The 26,351-nt window shown below is 42.7% G+C and carries 21 protein-coding genes, 2 tRNA genes and 1 pseudogene; 11 read left to right on the top strand and 13 right to left on the bottom strand.

The window, feature by feature from the left end; all coding sequences use genetic code 11:
* Genes MKHDV_RS02615 through MKHDV_RS02600 form a run of 5 tightly spaced genes read left to right on the top strand, consistent with a single transcriptional unit; the run spans position 1 to position 6,808 of the window.
* Positions 1 to 1,515, top strand: a complete 1,515-nt coding sequence (locus tag MKHDV_RS02615; RefSeq protein ID WP_160711977.1) for a type I restriction-modification system subunit M — start codon at positions 1 to 3, stop codon at positions 1,513 to 1,515.
* Positions 1,505 to 2,755: a restriction endonuclease subunit S gene (locus MKHDV_RS02610; protein ID WP_160711975.1), complete on the top strand. Its 1,251-nt coding sequence runs from the start codon at positions 1,505 to 1,507 to the stop codon at positions 2,753 to 2,755. Before MKHDV_RS02615 ends, MKHDV_RS02610 begins: the two co-directional genes overlap by 11 nt.
* 17 nt (positions 2,756 to 2,772) lie before the next feature.
* A complete protein-coding gene (locus tag MKHDV_RS02605; protein ID WP_254060397.1) occupies positions 2,773 to 5,220 on the top strand; it encodes a type I restriction endonuclease subunit R in 2,448 nt (815 codons plus the stop codon).
* Positions 5,168 to 6,052, top strand: a complete 885-nt coding sequence (locus MKHDV_RS18830) for a hypothetical protein (protein WP_254060396.1) — start codon at positions 5,168 to 5,170, stop codon at positions 6,050 to 6,052. The genes MKHDV_RS02605 and MKHDV_RS18830 overlap by 53 nt, the downstream gene beginning before the upstream one ends.
* 3 nt (positions 6,053 to 6,055) lie before the next feature.
* The gene (locus MKHDV_RS02600) at positions 6,056 to 6,808 is read left to right on the top strand and encodes a M48 family metallopeptidase (protein ID WP_160711973.1); all 753 of its coding nucleotides are present in this window, start codon (positions 6,056 to 6,058) and stop codon (positions 6,806 to 6,808) included.
* Between the two features lie 97 nt (positions 6,809 to 6,905).
* On the opposite strand, the gene MKHDV_RS02595 is transcribed toward MKHDV_RS02600, so the two are convergent.
* From MKHDV_RS02595 to MKHDV_RS02585, 3 genes are all read right to left on the bottom strand, one after another.
* Entirely contained in the window at positions 6,906 to 7,808 is a 903-nt protein-coding gene (locus tag MKHDV_RS02595; protein WP_160711971.1) for an ATP-binding domain-containing protein, read from the bottom strand.
* A gap of 106 nt (positions 7,809 to 7,914) precedes the next feature.
* On the bottom strand, positions 7,915 to 9,498 hold the full coding sequence (locus tag MKHDV_RS02590) for a hypothetical protein (RefSeq protein ID WP_160711969.1): 1,584 nt from the start codon (positions 9,496 to 9,498) through the stop codon (positions 7,915 to 7,917).
* 258 nt (positions 9,499 to 9,756) lie between these two features.
* Positions 9,757 to 10,065, bottom strand: coding sequence for a hypothetical protein (locus MKHDV_RS02585; RefSeq protein WP_160711967.1), 309 nt, complete (start codon positions 10,063 to 10,065; stop codon positions 9,757 to 9,759).
* Between the two features lie 871 nt (positions 10,066 to 10,936).
* Here MKHDV_RS02585 and MKHDV_RS02580 point away from each other — a divergent pair.
* From MKHDV_RS02580 to MKHDV_RS02570, 3 genes are all read left to right on the top strand, one after another.
* Positions 10,937 to 11,869 carry a phage integrase N-terminal domain-containing protein gene (locus tag MKHDV_RS02580; protein ID WP_160711965.1) on the top strand — a complete coding sequence of 311 codons (933 nt, stop codon included), beginning with the start codon at positions 10,937 to 10,939 and terminating at the stop codon, positions 11,867 to 11,869.
* 300 nt (positions 11,870 to 12,169) lie between these two features.
* Positions 12,170 to 12,433, top strand: a complete 264-nt coding sequence (locus MKHDV_RS02575) for an AlpA family transcriptional regulator (RefSeq protein WP_160711963.1) — start codon at positions 12,170 to 12,172, stop codon at positions 12,431 to 12,433.
* Positions 12,434 to 12,477: 44 nt separating this feature from the next.
* Positions 12,478 to 13,599, top strand: coding sequence for a site-specific integrase (locus MKHDV_RS02570; protein WP_160711961.1), 1,122 nt, complete (start codon positions 12,478 to 12,480; stop codon positions 13,597 to 13,599).
* A gap of 97 nt (positions 13,600 to 13,696) precedes the next feature.
* Here the strand turns inward: MKHDV_RS02570 and MKHDV_RS02565 are convergent.
* Both MKHDV_RS02565 and MKHDV_RS02560 read right to left on the bottom strand, forming a co-directional pair.
* Positions 13,697 to 13,774 (bottom strand) — tRNA-Glu (locus tag MKHDV_RS02565).
* Between the two features lie 133 nt (positions 13,775 to 13,907).
* A tRNA-Gln gene (locus MKHDV_RS02560) sits at positions 13,908 to 13,982 on the bottom strand.
* 154 nt (positions 13,983 to 14,136) lie between these two features.
* On the opposite strand from MKHDV_RS02560, the gene larB reads away from it, so the two are divergent.
* From larB to MKHDV_RS02545, 3 genes are all read left to right on the top strand, one after another.
* Positions 14,137 to 14,883, top strand: a complete 747-nt coding sequence (larB, locus tag MKHDV_RS02555; RefSeq protein ID WP_174239225.1) for a nickel pincer cofactor biosynthesis protein LarB — start codon at positions 14,137 to 14,139, stop codon at positions 14,881 to 14,883.
* A gap of 442 nt (positions 14,884 to 15,325) precedes the next feature.
* The gene (locus tag MKHDV_RS02550; protein ID WP_160711959.1) at positions 15,326 to 16,306 is read left to right on the top strand and encodes an arginine N-succinyltransferase; all 981 of its coding nucleotides are present in this window, start codon (positions 15,326 to 15,328) and stop codon (positions 16,304 to 16,306) included.
* A gap of 402 nt (positions 16,307 to 16,708) precedes the next feature.
* On the top strand, positions 16,709 to 17,320 hold the full coding sequence (locus tag MKHDV_RS02545) for a TetR/AcrR family transcriptional regulator (RefSeq protein WP_160711957.1): 612 nt from the start codon (positions 16,709 to 16,711) through the stop codon (positions 17,318 to 17,320).
* A gap of 137 nt (positions 17,321 to 17,457) precedes the next feature.
* Here MKHDV_RS02545 and MKHDV_RS02540 read toward each other — a convergent pair whose 3' ends face one another.
* From MKHDV_RS02540 to MKHDV_RS02510, 8 genes and pseudogenes are all read right to left on the bottom strand, one after another.
* Complete coding sequence (locus MKHDV_RS02540) at positions 17,458 to 18,411, bottom strand: DUF4037 domain-containing protein (RefSeq protein WP_160711955.1); 954 nt, start codon at positions 18,409 to 18,411, stop codon at positions 17,458 to 17,460.
* 24 nt (positions 18,412 to 18,435) lie between these two features.
* Positions 18,436 to 18,609 carry a DUF4125 family protein gene (locus MKHDV_RS19155; protein ID WP_371416002.1) on the bottom strand — a complete coding sequence of 58 codons (174 nt, stop codon included), beginning with the start codon at positions 18,607 to 18,609 and terminating at the stop codon, positions 18,436 to 18,438.
* 53 nt (positions 18,610 to 18,662) lie between these two features.
* Positions 18,663 to 19,004: pseudogene (locus tag MKHDV_RS19150) on the bottom strand (DUF4125 family protein); the annotation flags it as partial.
* A gap of 375 nt (positions 19,005 to 19,379) precedes the next feature.
* Positions 19,380 to 20,117 (bottom strand): sulfite exporter TauE/SafE family protein, encoded by a 738-nt coding sequence (locus tag MKHDV_RS02530; protein ID WP_160711951.1) that lies wholly within the window; start codon positions 20,115 to 20,117, stop codon positions 19,380 to 19,382.
* Between the two features lie 25 nt (positions 20,118 to 20,142).
* Positions 20,143 to 21,537, bottom strand: coding sequence for a sigma-54-dependent Fis family transcriptional regulator (locus MKHDV_RS02525; protein WP_160711949.1), 1,395 nt, complete (start codon positions 21,535 to 21,537; stop codon positions 20,143 to 20,145).
* Between the two features lie 100 nt (positions 21,538 to 21,637).
* Positions 21,638 to 22,564, bottom strand: a complete 927-nt coding sequence (locus MKHDV_RS02520; RefSeq protein ID WP_160711947.1) for a glycyl-radical enzyme activating protein — start codon at positions 22,562 to 22,564, stop codon at positions 21,638 to 21,640.
* Between the two features lie 84 nt (positions 22,565 to 22,648).
* The gene (locus tag MKHDV_RS02515; RefSeq protein WP_160711945.1) at positions 22,649 to 24,502 is read right to left on the bottom strand and encodes a TRAP transporter large permease subunit; all 1,854 of its coding nucleotides are present in this window, start codon (positions 24,500 to 24,502) and stop codon (positions 22,649 to 22,651) included.
* Between the two features lie 64 nt (positions 24,503 to 24,566).
* Positions 24,567 to 25,577, bottom strand: a complete 1,011-nt coding sequence (locus MKHDV_RS02510) for a TRAP transporter substrate-binding protein (protein WP_160711943.1) — start codon at positions 25,575 to 25,577, stop codon at positions 24,567 to 24,569.
* Between the last annotated feature and the right edge of the window lie 774 nt (positions 25,578 to 26,351).

Here is a 26,351-nt window from a genome sequence, read left to right as displayed (position 1 = left end):
ATGAGCGCACGAATCAACCAAAACGCTATTAATAAAAAATTGTGGGAAGCATGTGACACATTCCGAGGAACCGTAGACCCTAGCACTTACAAGGACTACATCCTCACCATGCTGTTCGTTAAATACATTTCTGACGTATGGCAGGATCATTACGACAACTACAAAAAACAATTCGGTGATGCGCCAGAGCTTATCAATGAAATGATGAAGACCGAACGCTTCGTTCTTCCACCAGAAGCAAATTTTTATGCACTTTATGATGCCCGTCTCACTGCTGGCAACGGTGAACGCATCGACAAAGCTCTGCACGCAATAGAAGAAGCAAACATTGCAAAACTTAAAGATGTTTTTCAAGGAACTAGCTTTAATGACAATAAACTTGGTGAAGAAAATCAAAAGAACGAAATTCTCCAACTTCTCTTAGAAGACTTTATAGCGTCAGAGTTAGACTTACGCCCAAGCCTGATTGGTAATGCGGATGTAATCGGAAATGCTTATGAATTCCTGATTAAAAACTTTGCAGCGACTTCTGGAAAAAAAGCAGGTGAATTCTATACCCCCCCAGAGGTTTCACAGCTTTTAGCACGCCTTGTTGACCCAAAAGAAGGTGATGAAATTTGCGATCCAGCATGTGGCTCTGCATCGCTTTTGCTTAAATGTGCAAATGAAATTCGTACAAACTATAATGAATCTAGAAAATTTGCATTATATGGACAGGAAGCAATTGGCAGTACTTGGTCTTTAGCAAAAATGAACATGTTTCTGCACGGCATTGACAACCATAAAATTGCATGGGGCGACACTATCCGTAACCCACAATTATTAACTCAAGAAGGCCAGCTTCAACACTTTGATGTAGTCGTAGCAAACCCGCCTTTTTCACTTGATAAATGGGGAGAGGACACTGCAAAAAATGATAAATTCTCTCGCTTCCGCCGTGGTATTCCCCCAAAAAGCAAAGGGGACTATGCGTTCCTGCTGCATATGATTGAAACCTTGAAGCCAACAACTGGTCGCATGGCTGTTGTTGTGCCACACGGCGTTCTTTTCCGTGCTTCTTCAGAAGGAAAAATCCGCAAAAGACTTATCGAAGAAAACTTGCTTGAAGCAGTAATCGGCCTGCCAGAAAAGCTTTTCTACGGTACAGGCATTCCTGCTGCAATTTTAGTATTCCGAAAAGATAAAAAAGACACTGATGTCCTCTTTATTGATGCAAGCCGTGAATTCACTGCGGGTAAAAACCAGAACTCATTGTATCCTGAAAATCTTGATAAGATTGTAGCCACATACAAATCTTGTGAAAGTGTCGACAAATACGCTTTTCGTGCGACATTCGATGAAATCAAAGAAAACGATTTTAATCTGAATATTCCACGCTACGTAGACACTTTTGAAGAGGAAGAAGAAATCGATCTCATGACAGTACATGCAAAGCGCAAAGAACTGCAAACCAAGCTTAAGGAATTAGAAGTAGAGATGGCTAAATACCTTCAGGAGCTTGGTTATGATGCCTAAAGGGTGGAAACATCAAGAACTCGGCGAGAATATTGACCTGACCTCTGGATACGCATTTAAAAGTTCTGAATATTCAGACAAAGACAAGGGGGTAAAATTATTAAGAGGGGATAATATTACTCCAAACAAACTAAGATGGAAAAACGCCAAGTACTGGGACAACCCAATTGATGAAAAACTTGAAAAACTTTTCTTAAAATCTGGCGACTTGATTATAGCAATGGATCGTACATGGGTTTCAGCTGGTTTAAAAATTGCGGTTGTAAAAGAATCTGATCTCCCATGTCTTTTGGTGCAACGTGTTGCAAGGGTTAGAGCTAACAAATCGCTTTTTCAGGACTTTATTTCGCATATAATCACAGGACATCAGTTTTCTGAATATGTAAAGTCAGTCCAAACAGAAACAGCGGTTCCTCATATTAGCTCTAAGCAAATTAAAGAATTTCCGGTACTCGTCCCCCCACTCCCAGAACAAAAGAAAATCGCTAAAATTCTTGCGACATGGGATGAAGGAATAACCACAACAGAGCAGTTGATTGAAGCTAGCAAAAAACAAAAGAAAGCTTTGATGCATAAGCTGCTGACGGGGAAAAAGCGCTCTAAGAAATTTGCTGTATCAAACAACAAACAAGCTACTCGCTTTTATGATTTGCCAGTAGATTGGGATTACCCTCAAATAAAAGATATAGCCTCTGCTGTTTCTCAGAAGAACATTTCTGGAAAACAACTTACTGTACTTTCATGCACTAAGCATAATGGTTTGGTAGAATCATTAAGTTATTTCGGAAAACAAGTGTTCAGCAAAGACACATCCACTTATAAAATTGTACCCCGAAATTGCTTTGCGTATGCCACTAACCACATTGAAGAAGGGTCTATTGGCTATCAAAACCAATACGATGAAGCCTTAATTAGTCCAATGTACACGGTGTTCAAAACAACAAGCAATATTAATGACCGCTTCTTGTTCCACTTACTCAAAACAGAATGGTATCGTCACATTTTTGAAGTAAATACTAATGCCTCGGTAGATCGTAGAGGATGCCTTCGTTGGAAAGAATTTTCTTTAATTCGAATTCCCTTACCATCTCTACCAGAACAAGAACATATTGCAGCTACACTCGACAAATGTGACCAGCTTATTGAACAGTATGAAAAAAAAGCACTCATGCAGCAGCTTCTCACAGGCAAACGTCGAGTAAAAGTTGATGACGCTCAGAGCATGGCTGTCGCCAGCTAATACCACTGGATAAAACTATGCATACTTCTCCTACTACAAAAGAACAGTTTTCAAGCCACATTCCTGCGCTTGTTTTGCTTAAATCTTTGGGGTGGCGTTTTATTCCACAGGCAGAGTGTACGACATTGCGTGGCGGTAACAGAGAACTGCTTCTTCAATCTGAACTTGTCAGTGCATTACAGCGACATAGATTTCCTTACAAAGGGAAGGAATACCCACTTTCTGAAAATGGTATTAGCCAGATAATTCGAACAGTCTCTGCACTGGGACTTACTGAGGGACTACTTACAGCGAACGAGCGATTCTACAACATGCTTACGCTTGGCATAACTGTTACAGAATTTATGGATGCCGGTAAAAAGCATGAAGTTACCGTTCCGCTCATTAACTGGGACAACGTAGAAGCAAACAACTTTTGCGTAACAGAAGAGTTTGATGTGCTAAAAAGCACCGGTGTAAGCACACGCCGCCCAGATGTTGTGTGTTTTGTCAACGGGCTGCCGCTTGTTGTTATTGAAGCAAAACGACCGGACTCTAAAAAAGATGGTGCACCAACGGTAGCAGAAGGCATTCGCCAAATGCTTCGCAACCAGCAGCCGGGTGAAATCCCGCAGCTGTTCGTATATTCGCAACTCGTCATTGCTATCAGCAATATTGATGGTCGCTACGGCACTACCCTAACAGATAAGAAATTCTGGTCACGTTGGCTGGAAGAAAAGATTGCAGAAGAAGAATTTGCTGCTATCAAAAACAAACCAGTAGATGCTGACTTTGCTAATGCACTCTTCGCCAATCGCCCACCATGGCTTCGTGAAGAATGCGAAGAGCTATGGGCAAAAGAACAGCTCCCAACGGAACAAGACCGACTTATTATAAGCCTGTTGCGCCCAGATCGACTATTGCAGTTTATCCGCTTCTTCATTTTGTATGACAAGAAGAAAGGAAAAATTGCTGCACGCTACCAACAATTCTTTGGCATCAAAGCATTGCTGGATCGCATCACACAAAAGCGTACAACTGGTGGACGTGAAGGCGGTGTCATCTGGCACACCACAGGTTCTGGCAAGTCCTTTACTATGGTCTTCCTTTGCAAGGCGCTACTGCTGTTTGCTTCCTTAAAAAACTGCCGCCTTTTCGTGGTGACAGACCGTAAGGATTTGGAAAAACAACTTGCAGGCACGTTCCACACTGGTGGTGTTTTTGGCGTTGGCATTGCCTCTAAAAAGCATGGAAACGGCAGCGCTAAGGCAAAGTCAGGCAAGCAGCTGGCAAAGCGCATCAGCAAAGGAACAGACCGCGTACTGTTCACGCTTATCAATAAGTTTGCATCTGCAACCAAACTTCCAGAATGCAAAAATACTTCTGAAGACATCATTGTTCTTGTGGATGAAGGACACCGTAGCCACGGTGGTGAAAACCACGAGCGTATGCGTCAGGCATTGCCTAATGCTGCATACGTTGCCTTCACAGGAACACCGCTGCTTAAGAATGATAAAACTACCAAAAAGTTTGGTCCTATTGTTCATGCATACACAATGCAGCGTGCAGTTGAAGATGAAACTGTTACTCCATTATTATATGAAGAGCGCAAGCCCGAGCTGGATGTCAACGAAACTTCTATTGATGCATGGTTTGAAAAAATCACACAGGGCTTTACCGAAAAAATGAAGAGCGACTTAAAGCGCAAGTTTTCCAACAAAAGCACTATCCACAAAGCAGAGAGGCGCATTGAGCTTATTGCTTGGGATATTGCGACTCACTTCCGTGAAAATTTCAAAGAAGTCGGTTCTCATTTAAAAGGCCAGCTTGCATGTGACAGCAAACTTTCTGCCATTCGCTATAAGAAATATCTGGATGAAACCGGACTTGTTACAAGCCGCGTCATCATTTCCCACCCAGATGAAAAAGAAGGCGACGGGAAAGAAACAGATATGGCAGAAGTGCAGAAGTGGTGGGATGCAAATGTGTCCAATCCAGATGACTACGAAAAAGAAGCTCTGGATGACTTTAGCACAGACGGTGAACCTGATATCCTCATTGTTGTAGACAAGCTCCTTACAGGTTTCGACGAACCACGTAACGGCGTATTGTACATTGATAAGCCGCTAAAACAGCACAACCTCATTCAGGCAATTGCACGCGTTAACCGCCTGCATGAAGACAAGCAGTACGGCTTACTTGTGGACTACCGTGGAATTCTTAGCGAGCTAGACACCACCATCAAAGAATATCAAGACCTTGAAAAACGAACCCAAGGCGGCTTTGCTATTGAAGATTTGGAAGGACTGTATGCAAACATCAATACGCAGTACAAACAACTTCCAACACTTCATGCTGCTGTGTGGGATTTCTTTAAGCAGGTAAGAAACCGCAAGGATATCGAACAGTATCGTCAAGTAATGATGCCGCAGTATGAAAAAAAGTGCGGATGGAGAAGAACACGACAAACGCCAAAAGGTACGTGAAGACTTCTACGCAGCCCTGACCCAGTTCAGCCAATGCTTAAAAATTGCTCTTTCATCACGAAGCTTCTTTGAAGACAAATCGTTCACTGAAGATGATATTCGAAAATACAAGCATGACCTTAAATGGTTCATGGATCTTCGTCAGATTATCCGACAAGATGCACAGGAAACTGTTGATTACTCTGAATACGAACAGCAGATTCGAAGACTTGTTGATAAGGATGTTGTGGGAACAGGCATCGAAGAAGCTGAAGGCACTATTCTTATCAACGGTCTTTCTGAACTGCCACCTGAAGAATGGACAGAAGAAAAAACCCGTAACGAAACAGATACTATTCGCACAAGGGTAAAACGTACAATTGAACAAGCACTAGGTGACGATCCATACGCTCAAAAGGTCTTCTCTGAACTTTTGCAAGAAGCAATTGCAGAAGCCAAAAAAATGTTTGATCATCCGTTTAACCAGTATACGTTATTCAAAGAATTTGAAGACAAGGTAAACAACAGAGAGCTTGATGATCTGCCAGATGCTTTTGAAGACAACAAGCATGCGCAAGCATATTACGGCACCTTTAAACTGGTAGCGGGTGATAAAGCTTTTTCAGACATGACAGCCACAGAAGCTGAACAATCTACTTTTGTAGAAGAAGCTTTTAAAATTGATGAAATTGTCCAGAATGCTGTTGCTGAAAACACGCTGAATCCACAAGGAATTGAAGCGGCAATCACCCAAGGCCTGTTACCACGCTTGTACAAGCCATTCGGTATGGATAAGGCAAAAGAAATTATCGAGCAGATCATCCACATCACTCGTGTAGGATTAACCGGATAATTTATGTCTTTGCCCAACAACAAGCACCGTATTGCCTATGGTGATACAGAGTTTACGTATCAACTATGTTTTGTTGCCTCTAAGCAAGTGGATAAGCATAGGAAGATTCTTGTGCACGTGCACCCAAACGGCCTAGTACAAGTTGATGCCCCAGAAGGTGCCAACCTTTCTGAGATAAATACAGCAGTTCGTAAACGTGCCCGATGGGTAATTGAGCATCTTGAAGCAATTGCTAAACGTAACAAACATATCCTTCCCAGAGAATATGTCAGTGGCGAAACAGTCTTCTATCTAGGAAGACGATACGTCCTGAAGGTGTTAAGAAATGACGATAAGCCAACTGTTAAATTGAAGCGCGGTCAGTTGGTAGTCGAAGGCACCGGATTAGATACCGCTGATGCTGTAAAGAAGTTGCTGAAAAAATGGTATCGCACACGCGCAGCAGAAGTCTTCAAAAGAAGGCTTACCATGGTTGTCGACAAATGCATTTGGTGTAAGCAAGAGCCAGAATGGAAACTACTGACAATGAAACGCCAATGGGGAAGCTGTTCCCCTTCTGGAACATTGTCACTCAATCCACATCTGGTTAAAGCCCCAACAGAATGTATCGATTACGTTTTGTTGCATGAGCTTTGCCACTTGCAGGAACATAATCACAGCCCACGCTTCTACAACTTGTTGTCGCGACAAATGCCCCATTGGCAATCAGTTAAAACCCGTTTAGACGGCATGGCTGAACTGATACTGAATGAATAAAGAAAACCGGCTCCATTTTTTAGTGGAGCCGGTTTTTTATTCATTCACAGCAGAATCTACGGGGCAAGAAATAGCCCAATCAGCTACCGTTAACTTACTAAGTTTTTTTATCTTTGCAGGAATTTTTTTTATTCCCACATGTAAAACCTAAAAACGAAGCAGCTCTTGTTGCACCTACATATAAAAACTTTGAGTACAACTCTGGGAACGTTTTAACTAATTCATCAACACCAACGAAAAATGCCGCTTCAAACTCCATCCCTTTAATGTGCTGAATGTTAAACACTCGTACCCCCGCATCATCCCCAAGCACCTTACCATCTGGACATGCGAGGACAGGAACAGTTGCAGGCAATTTTTCACTTAACATATTGGCTAATTGGTCAACCTCTTGCTCAGAATTTACAAGTACTGCTATGGAAGAAAGTCCACCTACGCCTAAATATACTTGTATAATTTTTTCAGAAAGCCAATCAACAATACTTTCAAAGGTGTTAAGCCCAAGACCTAACACTGGAGGATACTCGCGCTCTCCAGCAATCTGCTCTGCTGACAAGTCTGCTTTTTGAGTATCCAAATCACCAACTAATTCACGCACAAATCGCTGAAGATAATGACTTTGCCTGTACGGTGTTTCGACTTGCCTAGATGATAACTTCGGCACTGCCCATTCAAACTCGTCTAAGCAATTCACCCCATGTGCCGTAATTCGTTGGTTAAAATCACCACAAGCAAAAAACGAATCTATATTGGGGAACGAAAGTGCTCGCATGCATCCAAGCTGTATTGGTGAAAAATCAGTTGCTTCATCAACCATTATTTGTGGTCGCATAAGTTTAAGATAATCTTTGAGGGAGGAATAAAATGGTGTGTCTAAGCGAAGAACAACGTCACGCTTACTTAATAATGAATGTGCAATGCTTAGCTTTGATAAAAGTAAAATATCCAATTCTTCCGCAGCTAACGCATTATCCAAAACGCCTTCCACCTGCTTTCTCATTGCAGAACTCTTTGCCCGATATTCTACAAAATCAGACGAAACCATCTTAAAATAAAGATCAAGAGGTTTGCGTAACACCTTTATAGCCGCTAAGAAAGAAGGAATTTTACCAAAAGCTGTTGCAATTTTTTTTGGCGGGCACTCTTTCCCCCAACCAAGTAACTATCTTTTCCTGTTGAGTTCCTTTGTTCACAGCTTTTGATACAGCAATATTTTCACAATACGCGATTAAAGCTCTCTTATAGGCGGTTGAAACAAATTTACTTTTATCACCCCTAGATAGTTGTGAGTCATCTTCTTCTTTTATTTCTAAATATAGCGAAGACAAGAACTTCGAATCATTTCTTTGCTGAATTTTTGCTTCATCTTTAAAGATTTGAGTTTGTTCTTCTTTTAGAACTTGCTCTAACTCATTTAACTTATCGGCAAATTTTGAAAGCTCCATCACTATCGTAACAGGATTCTTAGATTGAAAAATATGTTTTTTTGCTACGAACTGTGTACTTATTTCACTTGCCAAATCTAACTTGGCAGATCTTAATGCAGCTATTGACTTTCTAATCTTTCGCCCAAAATCAGATCCCAGCTGTTTCTTAAAGCGCTCGTAATATTTAATCTGTTTTTGCGCTGAAAAGTTTATCTGTTGCTCTTTATCAAGCTGGAAGCCTCTACGGTTTGGGGTAGCTAACAGCTTACATTCGCTCCCGAGCTTAATTTTATATTTATCCCATGTGTGAATATGTTCACTTGAAGCAAGAACACCTTCCCGTACAAAAGCTTCTTTTACATACTGTCGCAATAGCTCTGACGGGGTAAACATGAGCCAAGCCTTCGGCTCTTCAACATTCGCTAAAAGATCTCTTTCGTCCTCAGTGACCCCTTCTCGTTCATCTAATTTCAAAGCCAAACGTTTAATTAGCGTCGTTGTCTTTCCTGTGCCCGGAGGGCCATAAAGAAAAAGCCTACTGTTAATCGGAAGTCGAAAAACCTCAACCTGCATCTTATCCAATACGGCTGTGTCAGACAACGCAGGTTGTCCAATAACTTGCCGTTTTCTTCCATCAGAAAACACAAGGGCACCGTCAGGAATATCCTCATCAATATCATCCACAATAATTGTGAATCCATCATCAGGAGCTGAACCATCTTGCGCCTCTGCTATCAAAGTTAATAAAGAACTTATGGTGAACTCTTGCGCATCATCTTCGTAATACGTATCAATAGAATCCCATTGTTTTTTTTGCTGTGGAAAAAGCTTAGCTTTTTCTACCAACTCATATAATTCACCACCAATTCTATATTCATCACCAACATCATAAGAAGCAAGCTGACCTATCCGAGAGCGATAGCTTGCTACTCGAATGTCTGAATTGGGAACCACAACAGAGCAACGTCGAGTTACATAATATCTTTTTATTTTATTCTGTTTGTTAACAAGCGTGATGCGCGCAATTGCAGGCTCAGCAACAATAGACCTATACCCATCATAAACTTCCTGAGATGACTTCCGAAGCTGATTGCAACTTACTGCGCTGTTAAAGTCGTTAGCATTGGCAAGTGGATTGCCAATTACACCATCTTTTTTCTCGTTCAGCTTTGTAGCTGCAGCTTGATAAATTGATCCAATAGCAACAAGAGTTTCAGAAGCAAAACGTTCACCATTAAATGAAGGGTAATCAAATTCAGACATCAAGCACTCCAACAAAATATTTTATATATACTCAATATTTATTGAAAAAAATAAAATATAAACAAAATAATGTCACTAAGCAAAATAATAACCTCATCGTTCTCCATAGCCCCATATCTATCCAACGCCCCTCATAAAAAAATGCCCCCAACAATTGCTAAGGGCATTCTTTAAACAGCTGGTGGTTCTGTCATTATCCTTTCCTTAAAGGAACAGGTCCTGTCATTATCCTTCAGCGGTCTACTTTGATTTTTTTAATTAAAATCGGCACCCACTTTTCTGCAAAATTTGAATCACTTGCAACTTAATATAACGAGGCTGATCACTTACAATTGCAGCCACTAAAGGTGATAAGGTTTCCTTTTTTTGTGTAGCTAAAAAAGAAACAGCACCATACGAACACAAAACATTTAGACATCCTATAGCTCCATAATGTGCCGCAGTAGCAATTGGTGTTATGTATGAATCTTCTTCAGTAAAGAAGTATGGAGATACGGTACGATTTTTCAGAAATCTTTTAACCGCTGCAACATCATCTTTCGCAATGTAGTTACTGTAATCCATCATTAACAAAAATCCTCCATATAAGATATTTGATGCAGCATAGCTCGATATAGCATTCTGAAGTCAACACAAAAATCATTCACTTATTCTCATAAAAGAAATCCCAACAGAAATATTCGCATAAAAAGCGAACATTTCTGTTGGGATTAAATTTCTAACGCATGTACTGAAGTGAAATTTTTTCTTCAGATCTTACAATTGCGTTAGCGATGTTGTATAGGATCAGTAATGACGGTGCCTGTTTCCACGTGCTTTTTAGCGGCTGATGTCAGGTTCCATGCAGCATAGCAGTTGTTATCTGCAAAAATCTTTTTTTAACTTAGGGGGGCGTCCACATTGATGGACATATTTTTCATCTGTCTGTTTCAAAGTGAAACAGACAGATGGTGATCTACCAGCTGAACGCTGATGAATACTACATTTTATTTTACGGTGGTGAATATACCACTCGACTTACGGCTTTTCGCCGTTATTCATTTCTTCCCGCTTGCCCGTTCGTAAATGGAATACGGACGTCCATATAAAATTGCGTTTTTTGGCCACGAATATACACGGTGCATACACCGCTGTGGCTATCGGATTGAACATTAATGGCTGTGTTGTTGCTGTCACACAGCACGCAATAGTAGTAAATATGGTGTGGTGACATATATAGGGAAATTTTATTATCTACTTACTTTCTTAAAGTAATTCTTTTGATCCAACAGGATAACTACGGGCAGCTTATTACCAATTTTTAAATTCAATGTCAGAACAATAAAAAAGGCCATGCAATCTATTTGCATGGCCTTTTTACTTTTATATCAAAAAAAATGATTCACGGCCTAACATTCGCTCTTGCAATGCAGTATAGGAAAATAAAAAGGGATTTTTAATGAGTAAAAACAAACTACTATATGGAGCAAAAATAGCACACCTAACAGGATCGGGTAAAACGCAATACAACAACCGTGGACAATCCATAAGATTCGCGAAGCGACTTCATCAGCTGGGTTACCGAGTACAGCATTGGAAAAACATCTCGAATCGGCACGTGGGAGTCGTGGTAGAAGATTGGCAGCAACAAGGTCTCGCTGTATCCACCATCAAAGCATACCTTTCAAGCGTACGCCAAATGTGTCGTGCATACGGTAATGAAACGATACACAAAAACAATAGTGAGTTTGGGGTAGGAAAACGCTGCTATATTACAACACAATCAAAAGCAGTACCCGAAATTGTCTACCGCGCGGTCCTTGACCAACTTCTGTCAGGATCAGAACGATTTCAACGAATTGGTCGACAGCTAACCGTAATGCGTAAACTGGGATTACGCCATGAAGAAGCGCGAAAAATAAATCCTGAGACCGCACTGCTTTCTGATGGTCGTATCTATATATCTGCGGGAACCAAAGGGGGACGGGACCGCATCCTGCACACCCCTTCCCAAGAACAAATCGAGGCAGTCAAAGCATTAACCCCGTTTATTGGAAAACATGGCAATAGCTGGCCTGATTCTGTTTCAGAATCATCGTGGGAAAAATATGTCTACAAAATCATAAGCCGAATGGGGTTATGCATTAAAACTTGTGGAGCTTCCTTACATGGGCTGCGGCATGCATACGCCCAAGCCCGCTACAGGGAACTAACGAACTTAGCCGCTCCCTGCCTTTACCCGTCACCTTCGGATTACCGAGAAGCAGCATATCAACAGCATGGTAAAGATTGGCGCAACACACATGACCAAGCAATCAATATTCTTGCCCACGAATTAGGGCACAATCGTGGCGAAGTTACCACAACGTATCTCGGCACCATTCATGGGTAAAATCACAACCGATTCTCAAGCTTACCTACCCGAATTTATTATTTACAACATCTCATGTCAGAACAATTTTTTATTTTATACCATACATATCAATATGTTATAGAAAAACACCTTTTTTCTCGTGCATAACCCTTGCAATTCGCGAGAAAAAGTAATCCATACTTATTGGTTGGGGTTCATTTAAACAATTTTGTTTAGGAGGCGAGAACCCCGTAACCGTTGTCAAAGGAGTTTGTTAAAAAGCAGGGCAAAGTTGTCCACCTGCATAAAAAAAGGGCAACAAAGGTACGAAAACTGTTTATGGCCGAACCTAAGAACTTAACAACAAAAGAAGTTGCAATATTATTAAATTGTTCTGAAAGCCTTGTTAGACGACAGGATATGAAAAAAAAGCTTGGTGCATTTTACATTGCGAAAAGGGCACTACGATTTCCAGAAGATAAGGTTGATGCATATATCAACTTACAGAAAAAGCAGTCTTCAGAAAATGCTTCTGAAGAAGCAGCTGCAGTTAAAAATACTCATTGTAGAAAAAAGTTGCATTCAAAGTTCAATTTGTTCTAATATCTTAGGTAGGAATAAGCAGTTTTTCATAGAAAGGTAATTATATGGCGTTTCAAATGAAAAACGGTAAATGGAAAGGACAACTTTATTACACAGACCGTAACGGTAAAGTACATAGAAAAACCAAAAACTTTGACCGCAAGCGTGATGCCCTGCAGTGGCAAAACGAAGAGCGCAAAAGGTTGGAACTTGCCGATCAGGAGGCAGATACAAAGCAAAAAAGCTTTAAAGACATATTGGTTGGTGAATGGGCTGAATTGTACATGGAACATGCATTTAATACATTCACAGACGAGAACTACAAGTTAGCAAAGGAAAAACAACGTGCCTTTCGCCGTTTCTTTGAAACAGGCGTCCTTTCCCCCACAACGCCGGTGTCCAATGTGCGCAAAAAGGACATTCTCGACGTATTCAATGCCCTTAAGAAACAGTACTCCGGCAAAAACGTGGATAGGCAGATCAAAAATCTGAAGGCTGCTTGGAACTGGGGCATCGATTATCTGGAAATGCCAGAGGTCAATCCTTTCTGCAGGCTACCAAAGGCAGCTTCCACAGGAGAAGAACCTCATTACATGCCGCCACTTGAAGATATGCTCAAGGTCTTGAAACTGGGGGGAAAAAACGATGAGCCACAACACTATCTAGTATTGTTTACCCTACTCATGACCGCCGCTAGGCGCGTTGAAATGCGTCGCCTTACATGGGCTGATGTGAAGTTTATGGGTGAGCAAATTGGTTTGCGAACAAGAAAAAGGAAAGACCGCATCGAAAGCTGTGACCTAATCCCACTGGCAACTGAACTGGCCGCCAAACTAAAAGAATATAAGCTTCAAGTAGGCAGCAAACGTTCTTATGTTTTTTCCGGGATACAGCTTGAAGCAGGTCTGCACATGCGGTGGCTTAAAAGGCTTTGCGTGAAAGCAAAAGTTACGCCTTTTGGTGTCCACGGTATTCGTGCACTAGCAGGAACACTTGCTCATACAAATGGCGCCTGCCTTATGGATGTAAAGGAACTGCTACGACATAAATCTACTCATCAAACAGACAAGTACTTACGTAAGCAATACAGACAAAATGAAGCGGTGAACATTCTCAGTTCAATCACATCAAAAGCCGGGAACAATGGCAAGCATGACGAGGATAGGAACGATGCAAGTGCAGCCTAAAAATAAAAATTCAAAAACTTACACCTTAGGCTTACACCTTGCAGGGTAATATAACAAAAAAAGCACTTACATGTGCATGTAAGTGCTTGAATTTGCTTGGCGTCCCCAAGGGGATTTGAACCCCTGTCGCCTGCGTGAAAGGCAGGTGTCCTGGGCCAGGCTAGACGATGGGGACGCTTGAAAACTTGTATTTTTTTCTAAAACATACGGCATAACCGCAAATGACAATTCAAATCGAACTAGATATGAACCTAAGTATCATTTGAAGACCACCTAGCAACTTGGCCAGTTGCTGTTTTAAAAAAAAATGGTTGGGCCACAAGGACTTGAACCTTGATTAACGGAATCAGAACCCGTCGTCCTGCCAATTGAACGATAGCCCAACAAGTGAGAGGTGTATTTATGGAATTTACTTCACCTTGTCAATACAGAAAGTTATTTTCATGAAATTTTCTCGCGCTCATCTTATTGCACTTCTACCAAATCCACCGTACGTAAAGTAGTCTTGGCTTACTCTTTCAATGACGAGGATTGATCATGGCTTCGCAAGATACGAAAAAGAACCGCTCCCCTATGCAAGATGACACTCTGCATTCGGCGCAGTCCAGAGAACATTCCTGCATGGTCAGTAACCATACTCTGCTCGACCATGGCAGACCACAACGTACAGGCTGTCCTGAAGTCATTTTCTGTGAAGGCAAAACGCCTGCCCAAGTGGCGAGCATATTCCAAGAAATGATAAACACTCATGGCGAGTGTCTTGGCACACGTGCATCGAAAGAACATTTTGATGCTGTCCAAAAGGCAATACCCAATGTTCGTTTTAATACCGATGCTCGTACGTTGATTTTTGACGACTCAAACAAAAAAAAGATCGGATGCGTCCTCGTTATTAACGCCGGCACATCAGATCACTGCGTTGCAGAAGAAGCTGCGCAAACCGCAGAATTTCTCGGGAGTAATGTTCTCAGACATTTTGACTGTGGCGTCGCCGGTGTCCATCGCGCATTACATGCAGCAAAAGATTTTACAAAAGCATCAGCTATCGTTGCTGTAGCCGGAATGGATGGCGCACTGCCTACCGTTGTTGCCGGTCTCAGTCCCGCTCCTGTCATCGCAGTTCCTACAAGCGTCGGCTATGGCACTGGGCTTGGGGGCGTAGCAGCTCTCATGACTATGCTCAACGGTTGTGCACCCGGAGTCTCTGTTGTGAATATTGATAATGGATTTGGGGCGGGATATCAGGCGCATATTATCAATACAATGGCTTATCACAATAGATAAGATGCTTTATTTATTACGATACTTGTTTTCTAAGCCGCGGTATTGCCTCTTGACCCGATAACAAAAATCACCCTGTTTCATAATTCATCCAAGCAGCAACGGCTTCCTTAAATATCCATGTAAGAGAGTTATTGAATTTCTTTATTCTAAATCTTATTATTTAACCCATCACTTCCTCATATCAGCCCCTGTGGTATAGCATTTGCTTGAATACAGGATGCTCTGAATGAGAACCCCAGTGATACTTATGCAATGGCGACTGTAACTGATAGGCATCCACGTCAGTCCACAGAAACACACCATCTGCATGTAATGTTCAAAATTACGGATAAGAGCACCCAACCGCCTCTCCACCAGCTTGTAGATATCTTTAAGATTCTATAAAATATTCGACTGATCTCTTGAGGTGGCTCACTAATTTTAGACAAGAACAGGTAATATTATGCGATTTATTGTGCGCGGAGCCCGACATGAAGATCACGCTGAACTGTGCCGACTCGCAGCACAGGCTCCATTGTTAAGCCTGCAACCGTCCCCTGAGCGTATGAACATACGAATTGAAACCAGCTTGCATTCCTTTGCTGGAATAATTCCACCTGAAAAGGCGGAATATCAATTCGTATGTGTTGACCTAGCCACAAAAAAACTGGCTGGAGCCTCCTGCCTATTTGGCTCATACATTTCTAACTCCCAACCACAGCACTATATTAAGGTTATCAACGAAGGCAAAATTCAAAAATACATTCGTAATGTTGAAGATAAACGCTTTAGTGGTCTTGGTGGCCTGGTTGTAGACAGTCTATTCCGCAAAACGCACTACAAGCTTGCTGCTCAACTAGCCCACGTGCGTCTGCTATACGCTGGAATTAAACCAGAGAATTTTACTGAGACTTTTGTTGTCGAAGTGCTTGGAAAAATGACCGCCAAAGGTGGATCACACTTTTGGGACTGTTTTGGGAAAAAGTTTACAGGCATGGATTTTTCTGAAGCCTATGAACGTATCGCGAATAATGATCGATCGTTCATGGGTATGTTCCCGACAGAATACGAACTTTCAGAAGGATGTTCAAGAATACGCATCAGTGAAAACTCCGTTGCAATGTCCTCACGCGGATCACAGCACCTTGCAAAAAGATTAGGTTTCACTTTTCAAAACAGAGTAGATCCTGTTGATGGCGCACTTTGCTACAGTGCAACGCGCAATGAACTATCACCATTGAAAAATGGAACATGGCATACTGTTAAAAAAGGAAGTATCAAAGGCGATATTCATCTGATGGCAACAGTACAAGAAAATGGAGAATTTTTTGGTGCAATAGCACACTGTGGACTCCAGAACGAAACAGCGGTGATTCGCGAGAACATCTGTGCAGCTCTTGAGCTTAGTGAAGGATCACGTGTCTTTATTGCTCCACAATGTTAACAACTCATGAGCAATAAGCAGTCTGCACTGCCAGTATTTTTCACCGATACACCTACTTTGTCTGTAAAAACAGTCACATTTGATATCAGTATAAAAAATACAAGCAGAGCTCTACGCGCAAGAAGTTACGACATTATCGAAAATTTTTCTTGTTCAATCTCCCGCTATTATTGAATGATTACTTAACCAACATCGAGAATACCTCATATTCTATGGAAAGTACGTTTACGTAACTAGCTGCTTACTATATGTAGTACCGAGATACGGTATGAAATTGTGCACCACGGAATGGTTTAGAATATATATCATTTTATTAGGTTCACTGCTTCAATATGACGAGGGGAAGTCGAAGCAGTACAGCACGTTCATAGATAAGCACCGTTGCCTGCAAAGGGAGTTCTAATGAAGAAAGATTGGACACCGGAACAAACTGAAAAGCGCCGTCTCATTCTTGATGCAGCACGCGAGTTGTTCTCTAAAGAAGGTGTAAGCAATGTATCCATGAGACGCATTGCAGCAAAAGTAAATTACAGTCCGGCACTCATTTACCGGTACGTAAAAAACAAAGAAGAACTGCTGGATCAGCTTCGCTCCGAGGGCTACCAGATTCTTCTGAACCGTATGGCAAGGCTGGATGTGGACCCCGATCCTATAAAGCATCTTACCGATCTTGCAGTTGAGTACGGTGGATTTGGCGTTGATTACTGGGAATATTACGACCTCATGTTCCACATGCCTATTCAAATCTCTGATGACGGAACCGTGCCGGTAAAAGGTTACGAGGCTGTACTCGGTATGGTGCGAAACGCTGTTGAACGAGCCATTGATGCCGGTCATTTTGCCGGATGTTCTGTTGATGATGCTATGTTCATGTCATGGTCACAGATCCACGGCTTACTCAGCCTTTATATTTCAGGTCGAACACCATTTCATATTGGTGAAGAACGAGCAAAAGCGCTGCTCCAAGAAATCCCGCGACACTTCTTACGCATTGTAGCTACAGGGAAAAAATAACGTTTTACCCTTCAGTGGCTTCAACAATTGAATATTATTGGTACCAAAGAGAATTGTCCCAAAGAAAAGGGCTGACCCACATTTTGGATCAGCCCTTTTTTTCATAATTCAAACAATGCGATTTAGCTAAGAAACAACTAACTGCACTGAATTCCGTGCACAACAGGCAAATTTCGAATCTGTGGATTCTCAATCTGTTTCTGAATCATTTCAGCCTGCGTCATAAGCCAAGCCTCATTGCTACGGCTCAGTCCCTTTTTCTGCAACAATGCCATCATCTCAACACAAACAGCTTCTACAGCTGCTTCTGCATTGCTATGCACATCCGCTCCGCGAGTAAGATTAAGCGCCAGAACATCATTAAGCTTTCCACCAATGAATGCTCCGTCAGGCAAATCTTTCAATCCACGAAATGCCCATTTGTAGAACGGCATATATTTTCCATGCATCAAATACAACGCACCAATTGTGGATTCCACAAAACGAGAAGCAGCAAGAAGCGCTGCCGCAGTATCATTACGTTTGAGCATTCTCAGCAAGTTGTACTGACCGCTTTGTGCCATCACAGCAAATCGAGCCGCTAGTTTTTTCTTCATGACATCGTCTGGGTAGAACTCCAACAAGGACTTACGAAATGCAGAGAACTGGCCACACGGATCAGCAAAAACTTCACCATTTGTAGCAACAGCTAAGAAATATTCCGGCACCGTGTACCACTGCTGCCAGGTAGAAAGAGGCTGCCCGCTGTTAATGAATCGTTTGTAGAAACCTTCAATGGTGAACAACCCTACTCGTCCTTTACGGAACTTAGGAGCCATTCGCACAGGATATCCCTTGAACGTTGCTGGCAATCGCGCAAAAACAGGCTCCAACAGAGGTTCTACCGTTCCTGCCATTGATTCCGGAGCCCAGACGCAAATGCCTGCTCCCCAGTCATGATCCTGTGAAAACTCGTCATCAAATCCGAAACATTCAGACCCTTCACCAACAAGCCCGACCGCGAGTTGATTCACGTAGGCAGGTAACTCACTTTGCAGCATAGGTGCTGCAACTTCAGTATAAAATTCTCTGGATAATGGTAACCCCTGCATGGCTCTCCCCTCTCTTGTGTACCGCTAGCTCTGATGAATTTTTTCGCGCCTGCGGGTTTCTAATTCTTCAAGTGTGCCCAATCCCATTCGTGCATAGAAGTTGGAGTAACGCTTACGTGCCAGGTTTTCACCTGCACGCACAGCTTCATCCACACATGCCTGATACAAATCGAGACTACGCTCGGACAGAGTCTCCATTTCCGCAGGAAATACATATCAAAACGAGCGAGAGATTGAGGGAACAACAACGGAAATTCCTGAAAGAGTTGCTGCATCCAAAGACGTTCGGTAGCTGAAATTTTGCGGACTTTATCCATGTTGGGTGAAACGCACGGAATAAGATTATCCATGCGAGCATATTTTTCAGTCATTAAGTTGCGCCCAACACGTTTTGCTTCATCCAGATCACCACGGTATGAAGCAATATAGCTATCGGATAGCACAGAAAAGATCATCCAGCGCCACTGCCTGAACATGTCTGGATTTTCCTGACAGGACGCGGTGCCACCCATGTTTTTTGTATCTAAAAACATGACCAGTTCGCGCTCAATAACATCCTGAATAAGCTCTTCACGAGTATGATTGGTTTCCATACCTTAATACCTTCCTGAAATTTGAGATGTTCGTGCAATAAGCCGAACGACTATAACAAACAACATGCTTAAAAATATAGCCAATTCACCTACTAGTAATCTTTACCAATAGGTTTACTCTTAACTTTTATTTTTGTGAAGGGGAGGAAGGAGAATTACTATTTTTTCTGTAGAAAAAATCTTGTTCTGAAAAAAACATGAGCCGGTTCTGTTGCTTAGCACACTAGAAAAGCAACGGAACCGGCTCATTAAACGGGAATTATGAGTAGGCTGTAAAACAGTACTCATAAAATATTATAAATTGGCCACACAAAGTATAAGTAAAACACAATTACTAAATAAAAAACATCAAGATAGCCTTGCAGCGACCCTAATTTATAATAAAAATTGTAATGCAGTTCCGGCGATTTTTATCCCAAGAATTGTCATCAAAACAAAGAAAAATTTTCGATACGATGCTTCAGAAATAAATGCTGAAAGATATATCCCCAATCTACTGCCGAATACGACAGCGGGAACTGAAACAGCGTAAATCGTAAGTGCGTAGGTATCGATATTACCGATTACAATCTGCGTAGAAACAATGAGCACACCGGTAATAATAAATCCGGCGCTGAGAATCGCTTTTACTGCGTTCTTAGGACAACCACAGTACGCAGTATATACTGCAAGCGGCGGGCCATTAAAGCTGAAAGCCATACCGAGCGAGCTGGACAGAACGCCTGCAACATAGCCCCATGCCGGATTAATTACCCGCCCTTCCTTTTTTTCAAAGAAAAGACTCCAGAGTGCATAAAACGCGACAAAGGCACCCATGCCGAACCGAAGCAATTGTTCCGGTGCAAACTGAAGGGCATACGCACTCAACACAACACCGGGGATAGCGCCCAGAAGCAATGTTTTTGTATACCGCCATTCAATATGCTTACGGTAGATCCATCCGGCATGACAATTCAATGTCAGCACGATCATCGTCGCACTTGGCACCAGAATAGACACATCCATTATATAGCTGATGATTGGCAAGGCAACCATAGCGGCACCAAAGCCGGCAAGACCATTTACAAAGCCGCCGACAAACCACCCCATCGCAATAAAAAGTAAGTGTTCCATTTGTGATTCAATCGACGAGTTAAAACTACTGTTTCATTTTTCGGAAAATTGTAGTGCGGTTGACTTTGAGAACTTCTGAAGCCTTGTTAACTGAACCATACGTATCAAGCGCTTGCTGGATAACGCGTCGTTCAAGCTCTGCCATAATTTCTTTCAGTGATTTACCGTCGTCTTTCGCATCAAGCTCGACACTAGGCAGACAGTCCATTGGATGACGAGAATTTATGGAAGGCGGCAAATCGTTGGCAGAAATCTCGGAATGTTCCAAGGTAACAACAAGGCTCTGTACAAGGTTTTCAAGCTCACGGATGTTACCCGGCCAGCGGTACTTAAGCAGCAGCTGCATGGCATCGCGAGCACATGTGATGTCTTTCTTGTACTTCTCTCCGTAAATAGAGAGAAAATGCTCAACAAGACCAGGAATCATTTCAGTGCGTTCGCGTAATGGCGGAATATCTACAACAGCAACACGCAGACGGTAGAATAAGTCGCTTCGGAAATTACCCTTGCGGACTTCTTCTTCCAAATTACGGTTAGTTGCAGCGATAATACGCACATCAACTTTCTTCGCTACAGATGCACCAACTCGCACAACTTCCTGATCCTGCAGAACTCGTAACAACTTCGCCTGCATGGAAAGTGGAAGTTCACCGATTTCATCAAGGAATACGGTGCCACGGTTAGCCATTTCAAAATGACCCGGTTTGCCTTTGGACGTTGCACCGGTAAATGCACCCGGAGCATAGCCGAAGAGCTCAGATTCAATAAGATTTTCGGAGATGCTACCACAGTCAACCTTCAGGAACATTTCGTCCCTGCGCGGGCTGCTGTCATGAGCAAGGCGCGCAAACCAGTCTTTACCAACACCTGTTTCACCAAGCAGGAGCATGGTAGCGTCAGTTTCTGCAATGCGCTTAATGAGAGAAACAAGCTGCTGCACCTGAGTGTCATAGAACATATTATCAGGATTGTTATCTGTGGAATCCTGAGAAGTCAGATGTGCAAGTTGTTTGGAGAAAAGAGAAATTTGTTCTTTTTGCTGAGCGATCTGCTTACGCATTTGCCCGATGAGGGTAATATCGCGCGCAAGAGTAACAACAAGAACGAGTTCGTCATCGTCGTCAAAAACAGGAAAGCCGCGTAAAACAAGGCGCTTGCCTGTTTTAAGCTGCTGTACAACGGTCGCGGGCTTACCGGTTTTTACAATCTCAGGGTTAAGGACAGCATCAAAGATACCACTATCTTTTAGATATCGGACATCCTTACCACGTAATTCGCCTTCCGTTAGACCGGTAAGACGTTCGTACATGGAGTTAACAAACAGCGTTTTGCCATCTTTATCCGTAATATAGATGCCATCGTCCAGAATTTCGAAAACGTGCCGGACGGAAGCGCCAATTTTATCTAGATAGGTATCCATAACCCCTTCTCCCTGAAATACTATCTATGCAGGCCACAGATGTAGCCTGCATAGATAGTTACTGTAAGACAGGTTTCCCCCGAAATCGAAGGTACTTTTCTTAGCTTGCGTAGTTAGGAACTTGCTTAGCAATCTCCACGAGAGGAAGGAATACTTCGTTATCGAGAGACACGTTGCCCATTGGGTACTCACGACCAAGGTTGGTGTACTTCTGAGTACCAAGGCGGTGGTATGCAAGCAATTCGTATTCTACGTCAAGGTCTTTGATGAAATCAACAACAGCCTGAATATCTTCTGGGGTATCGTTAAAGCCCGGAACTACCGGAGTACGAACGCGAATCTTAAGTTTTGGATAAGCTGCGCGCAGTGCTTTAAGGTTTTTCAGAATAAGCTCGTTGGTTACACCACAAAATTCTTTGTGCTTTTCTGGATTCATGCTCTTGATATCCATCATTACGAAGTTCAGGTACTGGCCTGCTTCAATGAGGGTTTCAGTCTGAACATGAGCACAGGTTTCTACTGCAGTCTTAATGTAACGGCGTTTTGCTTCTTTAAGCAAGGCAATAGCAAACTTTGGCTGGGCAAAAGGCTCGCCGCCACCAAGAGTGAGACCGCCGCCGGAACGTGCGTAGAACATAGCATCTTTTTCTACGGAATCGATGGCATCTTTAACAGTCATCTCATCGCCGTAGTTAATAAGTGCACCAGCAGGACAAGCCTCGGCACACGCCATACAGTTTGTGCAGGTATCCCAGTTTACAGCGATTTTATCATCTTCGCCCTGAGTAAGAGAACCAGCAGTACAAACTTCTGCGCAACGCAGACATTTTGAAAGAGTCAAACACTTGCCAGCGTTGTACGCGAGCTGAGGCTTAAATGACTGAGATTCCGGGTTACTACACCACTTACAGGAAAGTGGACAGCCCTTCAAAAAAACAACAGTGCGAATTCCCGGTCCATCATGCACGGAGTATTTCTGAATATTGAAGACTTGACCAGTTGTGTTTAAAATTTCTTTTTGAGTCATTGTAGTAATCCTGTAATTTAAGCAGTTTTGCCTGATTCTGAAAAACGGACGCCCGTATAGGCGAACGGACGTCCGTTCATTGAGTTAGTCTACAAAAAGTAAAGGAACTGCCGGACAGTATGTAATGAGTAAGAGAACCGCAATCATGATGCCCACAAGCGGCATGACCACTTTAGAGAGCTTTTCAATTTTACAGCCTGCAACACCACTCGCAACGAAGAGGTTTACGCCAACAGGCGGAGTTACAAAGCCAACTGCGAGGTTAACTACCATTATAATACCGAAGTGGACTGGATCTACGCCAACCTTCATCACAATAGGAAGGAGGATTGGAGTAAGGATCACGATAGCTGCAAGAGCTTCCATAAAGGTACCGACAACCAGAAGCAGGATGTTAATGAGGAACAAAATCATCAGCTTGTTGCTGGTGAGGCTCATCATTGCATTCGCAATTGTTGATGGCACCTGCTCGATGGTCATGATGTTACCAAAAATGGTAGCCATCGCCATGAGCACGATTACGATCGCTGACGTGGAACACGCTTCCATGAAGCTTGGTGTCAGGTTGCTGAAGTTCAGTTCGCGGTACACAAACAGACCGACAATAAGACCGTAAAACGCTGCAAGCGCTGCTGCTTCGGTAGGAGTCATGAATCCACCGTAAATACCACCAAGGATAATTACCGGAACCATGAGTGCCCACTTAGCATCCCAGAAAGCACGAATAAAGGTTGATGCGTTACGTTCACGCTGTTCGCCTTTCCAGCCACGTTTTCTAGAGTAGAGGTAGGCGTATGTCATAAGGGCAAGACCGGTAAGAAGACCTGGTACAATACCACCCATGAAGAGCTTACCAATGGATACCTGAGCAGATACACCATATACTACAAACGGGTTAGACGGCGGAATCATTACGCCGATAGCACCTGATGCTGCAACAATAGCCGCAGCAAAAAGCTTGTCATACCCACGCTCAACCATCGCCGGAATAGTCAAAGAACCAATAGCTGCTACAGTAGCTGGGCCTGACCCTGAGATAGCTGCAAAGAACATGCAAGTTGCAATCGTTGCCAGAGCCATACCACCGTGCAAGGAACCGAGCATTTCATCTGCAAGGTTTAAGAGACGCTTTGAAAGCCCGCCAGCACCCATGAACACACCCGCTGCAATAAAGAACGGGATAGCCATGATCGGGAAGCTGTCGATTGATGTGAATGTAATCTGAGCCACATACTCAATCGGAAGAGTTCCTGTTGCGTAAATGGTTGCAGTCGCCGCAAGTCCTAGACCGATTGAAATAGGTACACCAATTACGAGGAAAAGAACGAAGTAACCAAACAGAACCGGAAGTGTGGTCAGATCTTCACTAATAAGAACCGGTGATGCGATGAGTGCTGTGAACGCAAGACCGTAAATTGTATCAAGGAATCCACATTCTTTAGCCTGCTTGTACATATCCTGAAGCAGACGAATCGCCATAAGTCCAAACCCGATAGGCAGGATGAGATATGGGATAAAGTAGCTCATGTTTGTGCCTGGAGCTACCTGCGGATACAGAAGGAGCATTTCCAAATGGTTCAAGCCCATGTAGAAAACGACGCCAACAAGAATAAGGAAGAATGAATCAACAACAATCCAGCTAATACGCTGGAGACGAGCTGGAAGACGATCATATACGATGTCTACACGGATGTTGTTACGGTTTTTAATTGCTAATGGGATAGCAAGATATGAAATCCATATAAAAATGAAACGAGCGAGCTCTTCAGTCCAAATTGCCGCACTGGCACCGGAAGAAAAGTACGCTCCAACGTATCTATAAAATGTCTGAAAAGTAATAATGAGAATGATGCTGAGCATCCCCGCAAAAAGGAACGGTTTCTCAAAGTTGTCGTCCAGCCAAGCGAGCCAGGACGTCTTCTGGGAAAGAGTTGTCATTTTGTCTCCTGTGCAGAACCGCATATAGAAAGGGGCAGGCTAAGAAGCCTGCCCCTTAACGGAACTACTTCTGTGTATCTTGAACAAGTTTAAGAAGATCCTTAGGGATCTCTTTAGAGAACTCGTCCCAGACAGGGCGTGTAAGAGTTACAAATTCAGCACGCTCAGCATCGCTGAGTTTGTGAATTTTAATGCCCTGTGCTTTGAAAGCTTCAACAGCTTTTACTTCGAGGTCAGCAGTAATGCCACGCTGGTAAACAAGTGCATCATGGCCTGAAGAAACAATTACTTCCTGCAGTTCTGGGGTAAGACCTTCGAACGTCTTCTTGTTCATAAGAAGAATGTGCATTGAGTAGTTGTGAGCAGAATCCATTGCATACTTGAGAACTTCGGTGTGCTTAGCATCGTTGAGAAGGGAGAAGGTGTTACCTTCGCCATCAACGGTACCCTGCTGAAGTGCTGTGTAAACTTCGCCCCAAGCGATTGGGGTTGGGTTCATACCGAGCTTAGAAGCTACTGCTACTTCTACAGGAGAAGCAGTGGTACGCACTTTCATGTTTGCAAGATCTGCCACAGATTTGATTTCATTCTGTGTCGCAACAAAGTTACGGTAGCCGTATTCACTGTACATGATAGGCTTAAGGTTGATCTTCTCAAGTTCAGCCGCAAGGTACTTTCCGAGCTCTCCGTTATCTAGAGCTGCGTAAAGTTTTTCCTGATACTTAGGGCTGGTAACGTAAGGAAGGTCAAAAACCATAAATGCTTTTGAGAAGTTAGCCATGTTCGGGGAAGAAGCAGAAGCGAGAGCAAGAGTGCCACGCTGTGCAGATTCCATTGTTACACGGTCACTACCAAGAATAGCATTACCGTAGAGCTGAACGCGGATCTTGCCGTTAGAGCGTTCTTCTACGAGCTCTTTAAATTTCTCATAGCCAAGGGTAACGTTGTTACCTGGTGCCATCGGGTGACCGAGGCGAAGAGTAATTTTGCGAGCCTGAGCATCTGTAGAGGCAACACCGACAACTAGTACTGCAGCTACGAGAAGCAACATAAAGGATTTAATAAAATAGCGCATATGTCCTCCAATAAATTGAAAAAAACACGGAACGTCTTAAAGCCGTTAGACGCTCCGGATATATAACAGCAATACCAGTGCCAATAGGCACGTTTTTTGTCATTATTTGTGATTTTTCGTGCAAGCACAATATACATAGTTCACCTCCTTGATTGAAATAAAAAAGGTGAAAAGAGATTCACACGACATGGAAAACATTTAAATATAACGTGTTAGAGGAAAAAAAATAAAAAAAAATATGCAGACTGTAAATCAAGCTGACAGGCGCCATAAATCGTACTGACTTTCTAGAGCTCCTCAGCGTGTAAAAAAGCGCATCTGGGGCAAAAACGTCCCTCTCAAGTTGCAAAAATGCTAACTCAACGTTTCATAAATGCAACTTATAAGTTTTTTTTCTTTTTATACCAAGATGATAAGCCGAGTTAAAACCCAAGATGCACTACGGCAACATTAGTTGCATTAATGCACCAGACACCTTACTAGCTGTCTTTTCGACACTTTCCACCTCCTGACAGACATCACCAATAGACAACTGTCTGTTTTTAAGACTTATTCTTGAAAAACATCCAGTTACAGTGATTACTCATCCAATCTAGAGAAGCAACAAAACACGCTTGTATCATTTCTTCACAAGCAAAAACAGCTACTCACTATCCCATACCTCCCTTGAACCATAATATTCAAATTTCATCCACGAGCCGATTTTAGTTCTACATGTAGAATATGCACGGATACCGTACCTTCCTGACTGATCAAACAGACAATAAAAAACTC

The organism is Halodesulfovibrio sp. MK-HDV (assembly GCF_009914765.1).
Classification (GTDB): Bacteria; Desulfobacterota; Desulfovibrionia; order Desulfovibrionales; family Desulfovibrionaceae; genus Halodesulfovibrio.
The sequence above is the reverse complement of the archived record's forward strand: the minus strand, read 5'-3'. Positions and strand labels throughout refer to the sequence as shown.

Excerpts from the sequence above, each read along its gene's own strand:
- MKHDV_RS02570 (WP_160711961.1), top strand. The coding sequence starts at position 12,478 with ATGGCGTTTCAAATGAAAAACGGTAAATGGAAAGGACAACTTTATTAC.
- MKHDV_RS02615 (WP_160711977.1), top strand. The coding sequence starts at position 1 with ATGAGCGCACGAATCAACCAAAACGCTATTAATAAAAAATTGTGGGAA.
- MKHDV_RS02545 (WP_160711957.1), top strand. The coding sequence starts at position 16,709 with ATGAAGAAAGATTGGACACCGGAACAAACTGAAAAGCGCCGTCTCATT.
- MKHDV_RS02605 (WP_254060397.1), top strand. The coding sequence starts at position 2,773 with ATGCATACTTCTCCTACTACAAAAGAACAGTTTTCAAGCCACATTCCT.
- MKHDV_RS02540 (WP_160711955.1), bottom strand. The coding sequence starts at position 18,411 with ATGCAGGGGTTACCATTATCCAGAGAATTTTATACTGAAGTTGCAGCA.
- MKHDV_RS02600 (WP_160711973.1), top strand. The coding sequence starts at position 6,056 with ATGTCTTTGCCCAACAACAAGCACCGTATTGCCTATGGTGATACAGAG.
- MKHDV_RS02510 (WP_160711943.1), bottom strand. The coding sequence starts at position 25,577 with ATGCGCTATTTTATTAAATCCTTTATGTTGCTTCTCGTAGCTGCAGTA.
- MKHDV_RS19155 (WP_371416002.1), bottom strand. The coding sequence starts at position 18,609 with ATGGAGACTCTGTCCGAGCGTAGTCTCGATTTGTATCAGGCATGTGTG.
- MKHDV_RS02520 (WP_160711947.1), bottom strand. The coding sequence starts at position 22,564 with ATGACTCAAAAAGAAATTTTAAACACAACTGGTCAAGTCTTCAATATT.
- MKHDV_RS02515 (WP_160711945.1), bottom strand. The coding sequence starts at position 24,502 with ATGACAACTCTTTCCCAGAAGACGTCCTGGCTCGCTTGGCTGGACGAC.
- MKHDV_RS02610 (WP_160711975.1), top strand. The coding sequence starts at position 1,505 with ATGATGCCTAAAGGGTGGAAACATCAAGAACTCGGCGAGAATATTGAC.
- MKHDV_RS02595 (WP_160711971.1), bottom strand. The coding sequence starts at position 7,808 with ATGAGAAAGCAGGTGGAAGGCGTTTTGGATAATGCGTTAGCTGCGGAA.
- MKHDV_RS02580 (WP_160711965.1), top strand. The coding sequence starts at position 10,937 with ATGAGTAAAAACAAACTACTATATGGAGCAAAAATAGCACACCTAACA.
- MKHDV_RS02585 (WP_160711967.1), bottom strand. The coding sequence starts at position 10,065 with ATGATGGATTACAGTAACTACATTGCGAAAGATGATGTTGCAGCGGTT.
- MKHDV_RS02530 (WP_160711951.1), bottom strand. The coding sequence starts at position 20,117 with ATGGAACACTTACTTTTTATTGCGATGGGGTGGTTTGTCGGCGGCTTT.
- MKHDV_RS02590 (WP_160711969.1), bottom strand. The coding sequence starts at position 9,498 with ATGTCTGAATTTGATTACCCTTCATTTAATGGTGAACGTTTTGCTTCT.
- MKHDV_RS18830 (WP_254060396.1), top strand. The coding sequence starts at position 5,168 with ATGAAAAAAAGTGCGGATGGAGAAGAACACGACAAACGCCAAAAGGTA.
- larB (WP_174239225.1), top strand. The coding sequence starts at position 14,137 with ATGGCTTCGCAAGATACGAAAAAGAACCGCTCCCCTATGCAAGATGAC.
- MKHDV_RS02575 (WP_160711963.1), top strand. The coding sequence starts at position 12,170 with ATGGCCGAACCTAAGAACTTAACAACAAAAGAAGTTGCAATATTATTA.
- MKHDV_RS02550 (WP_160711959.1), top strand. The coding sequence starts at position 15,326 with ATGCGATTTATTGTGCGCGGAGCCCGACATGAAGATCACGCTGAACTG.
- MKHDV_RS02525 (WP_160711949.1), bottom strand. The coding sequence starts at position 21,537 with ATGGATACCTATCTAGATAAAATTGGCGCTTCCGTCCGGCACGTTTTC.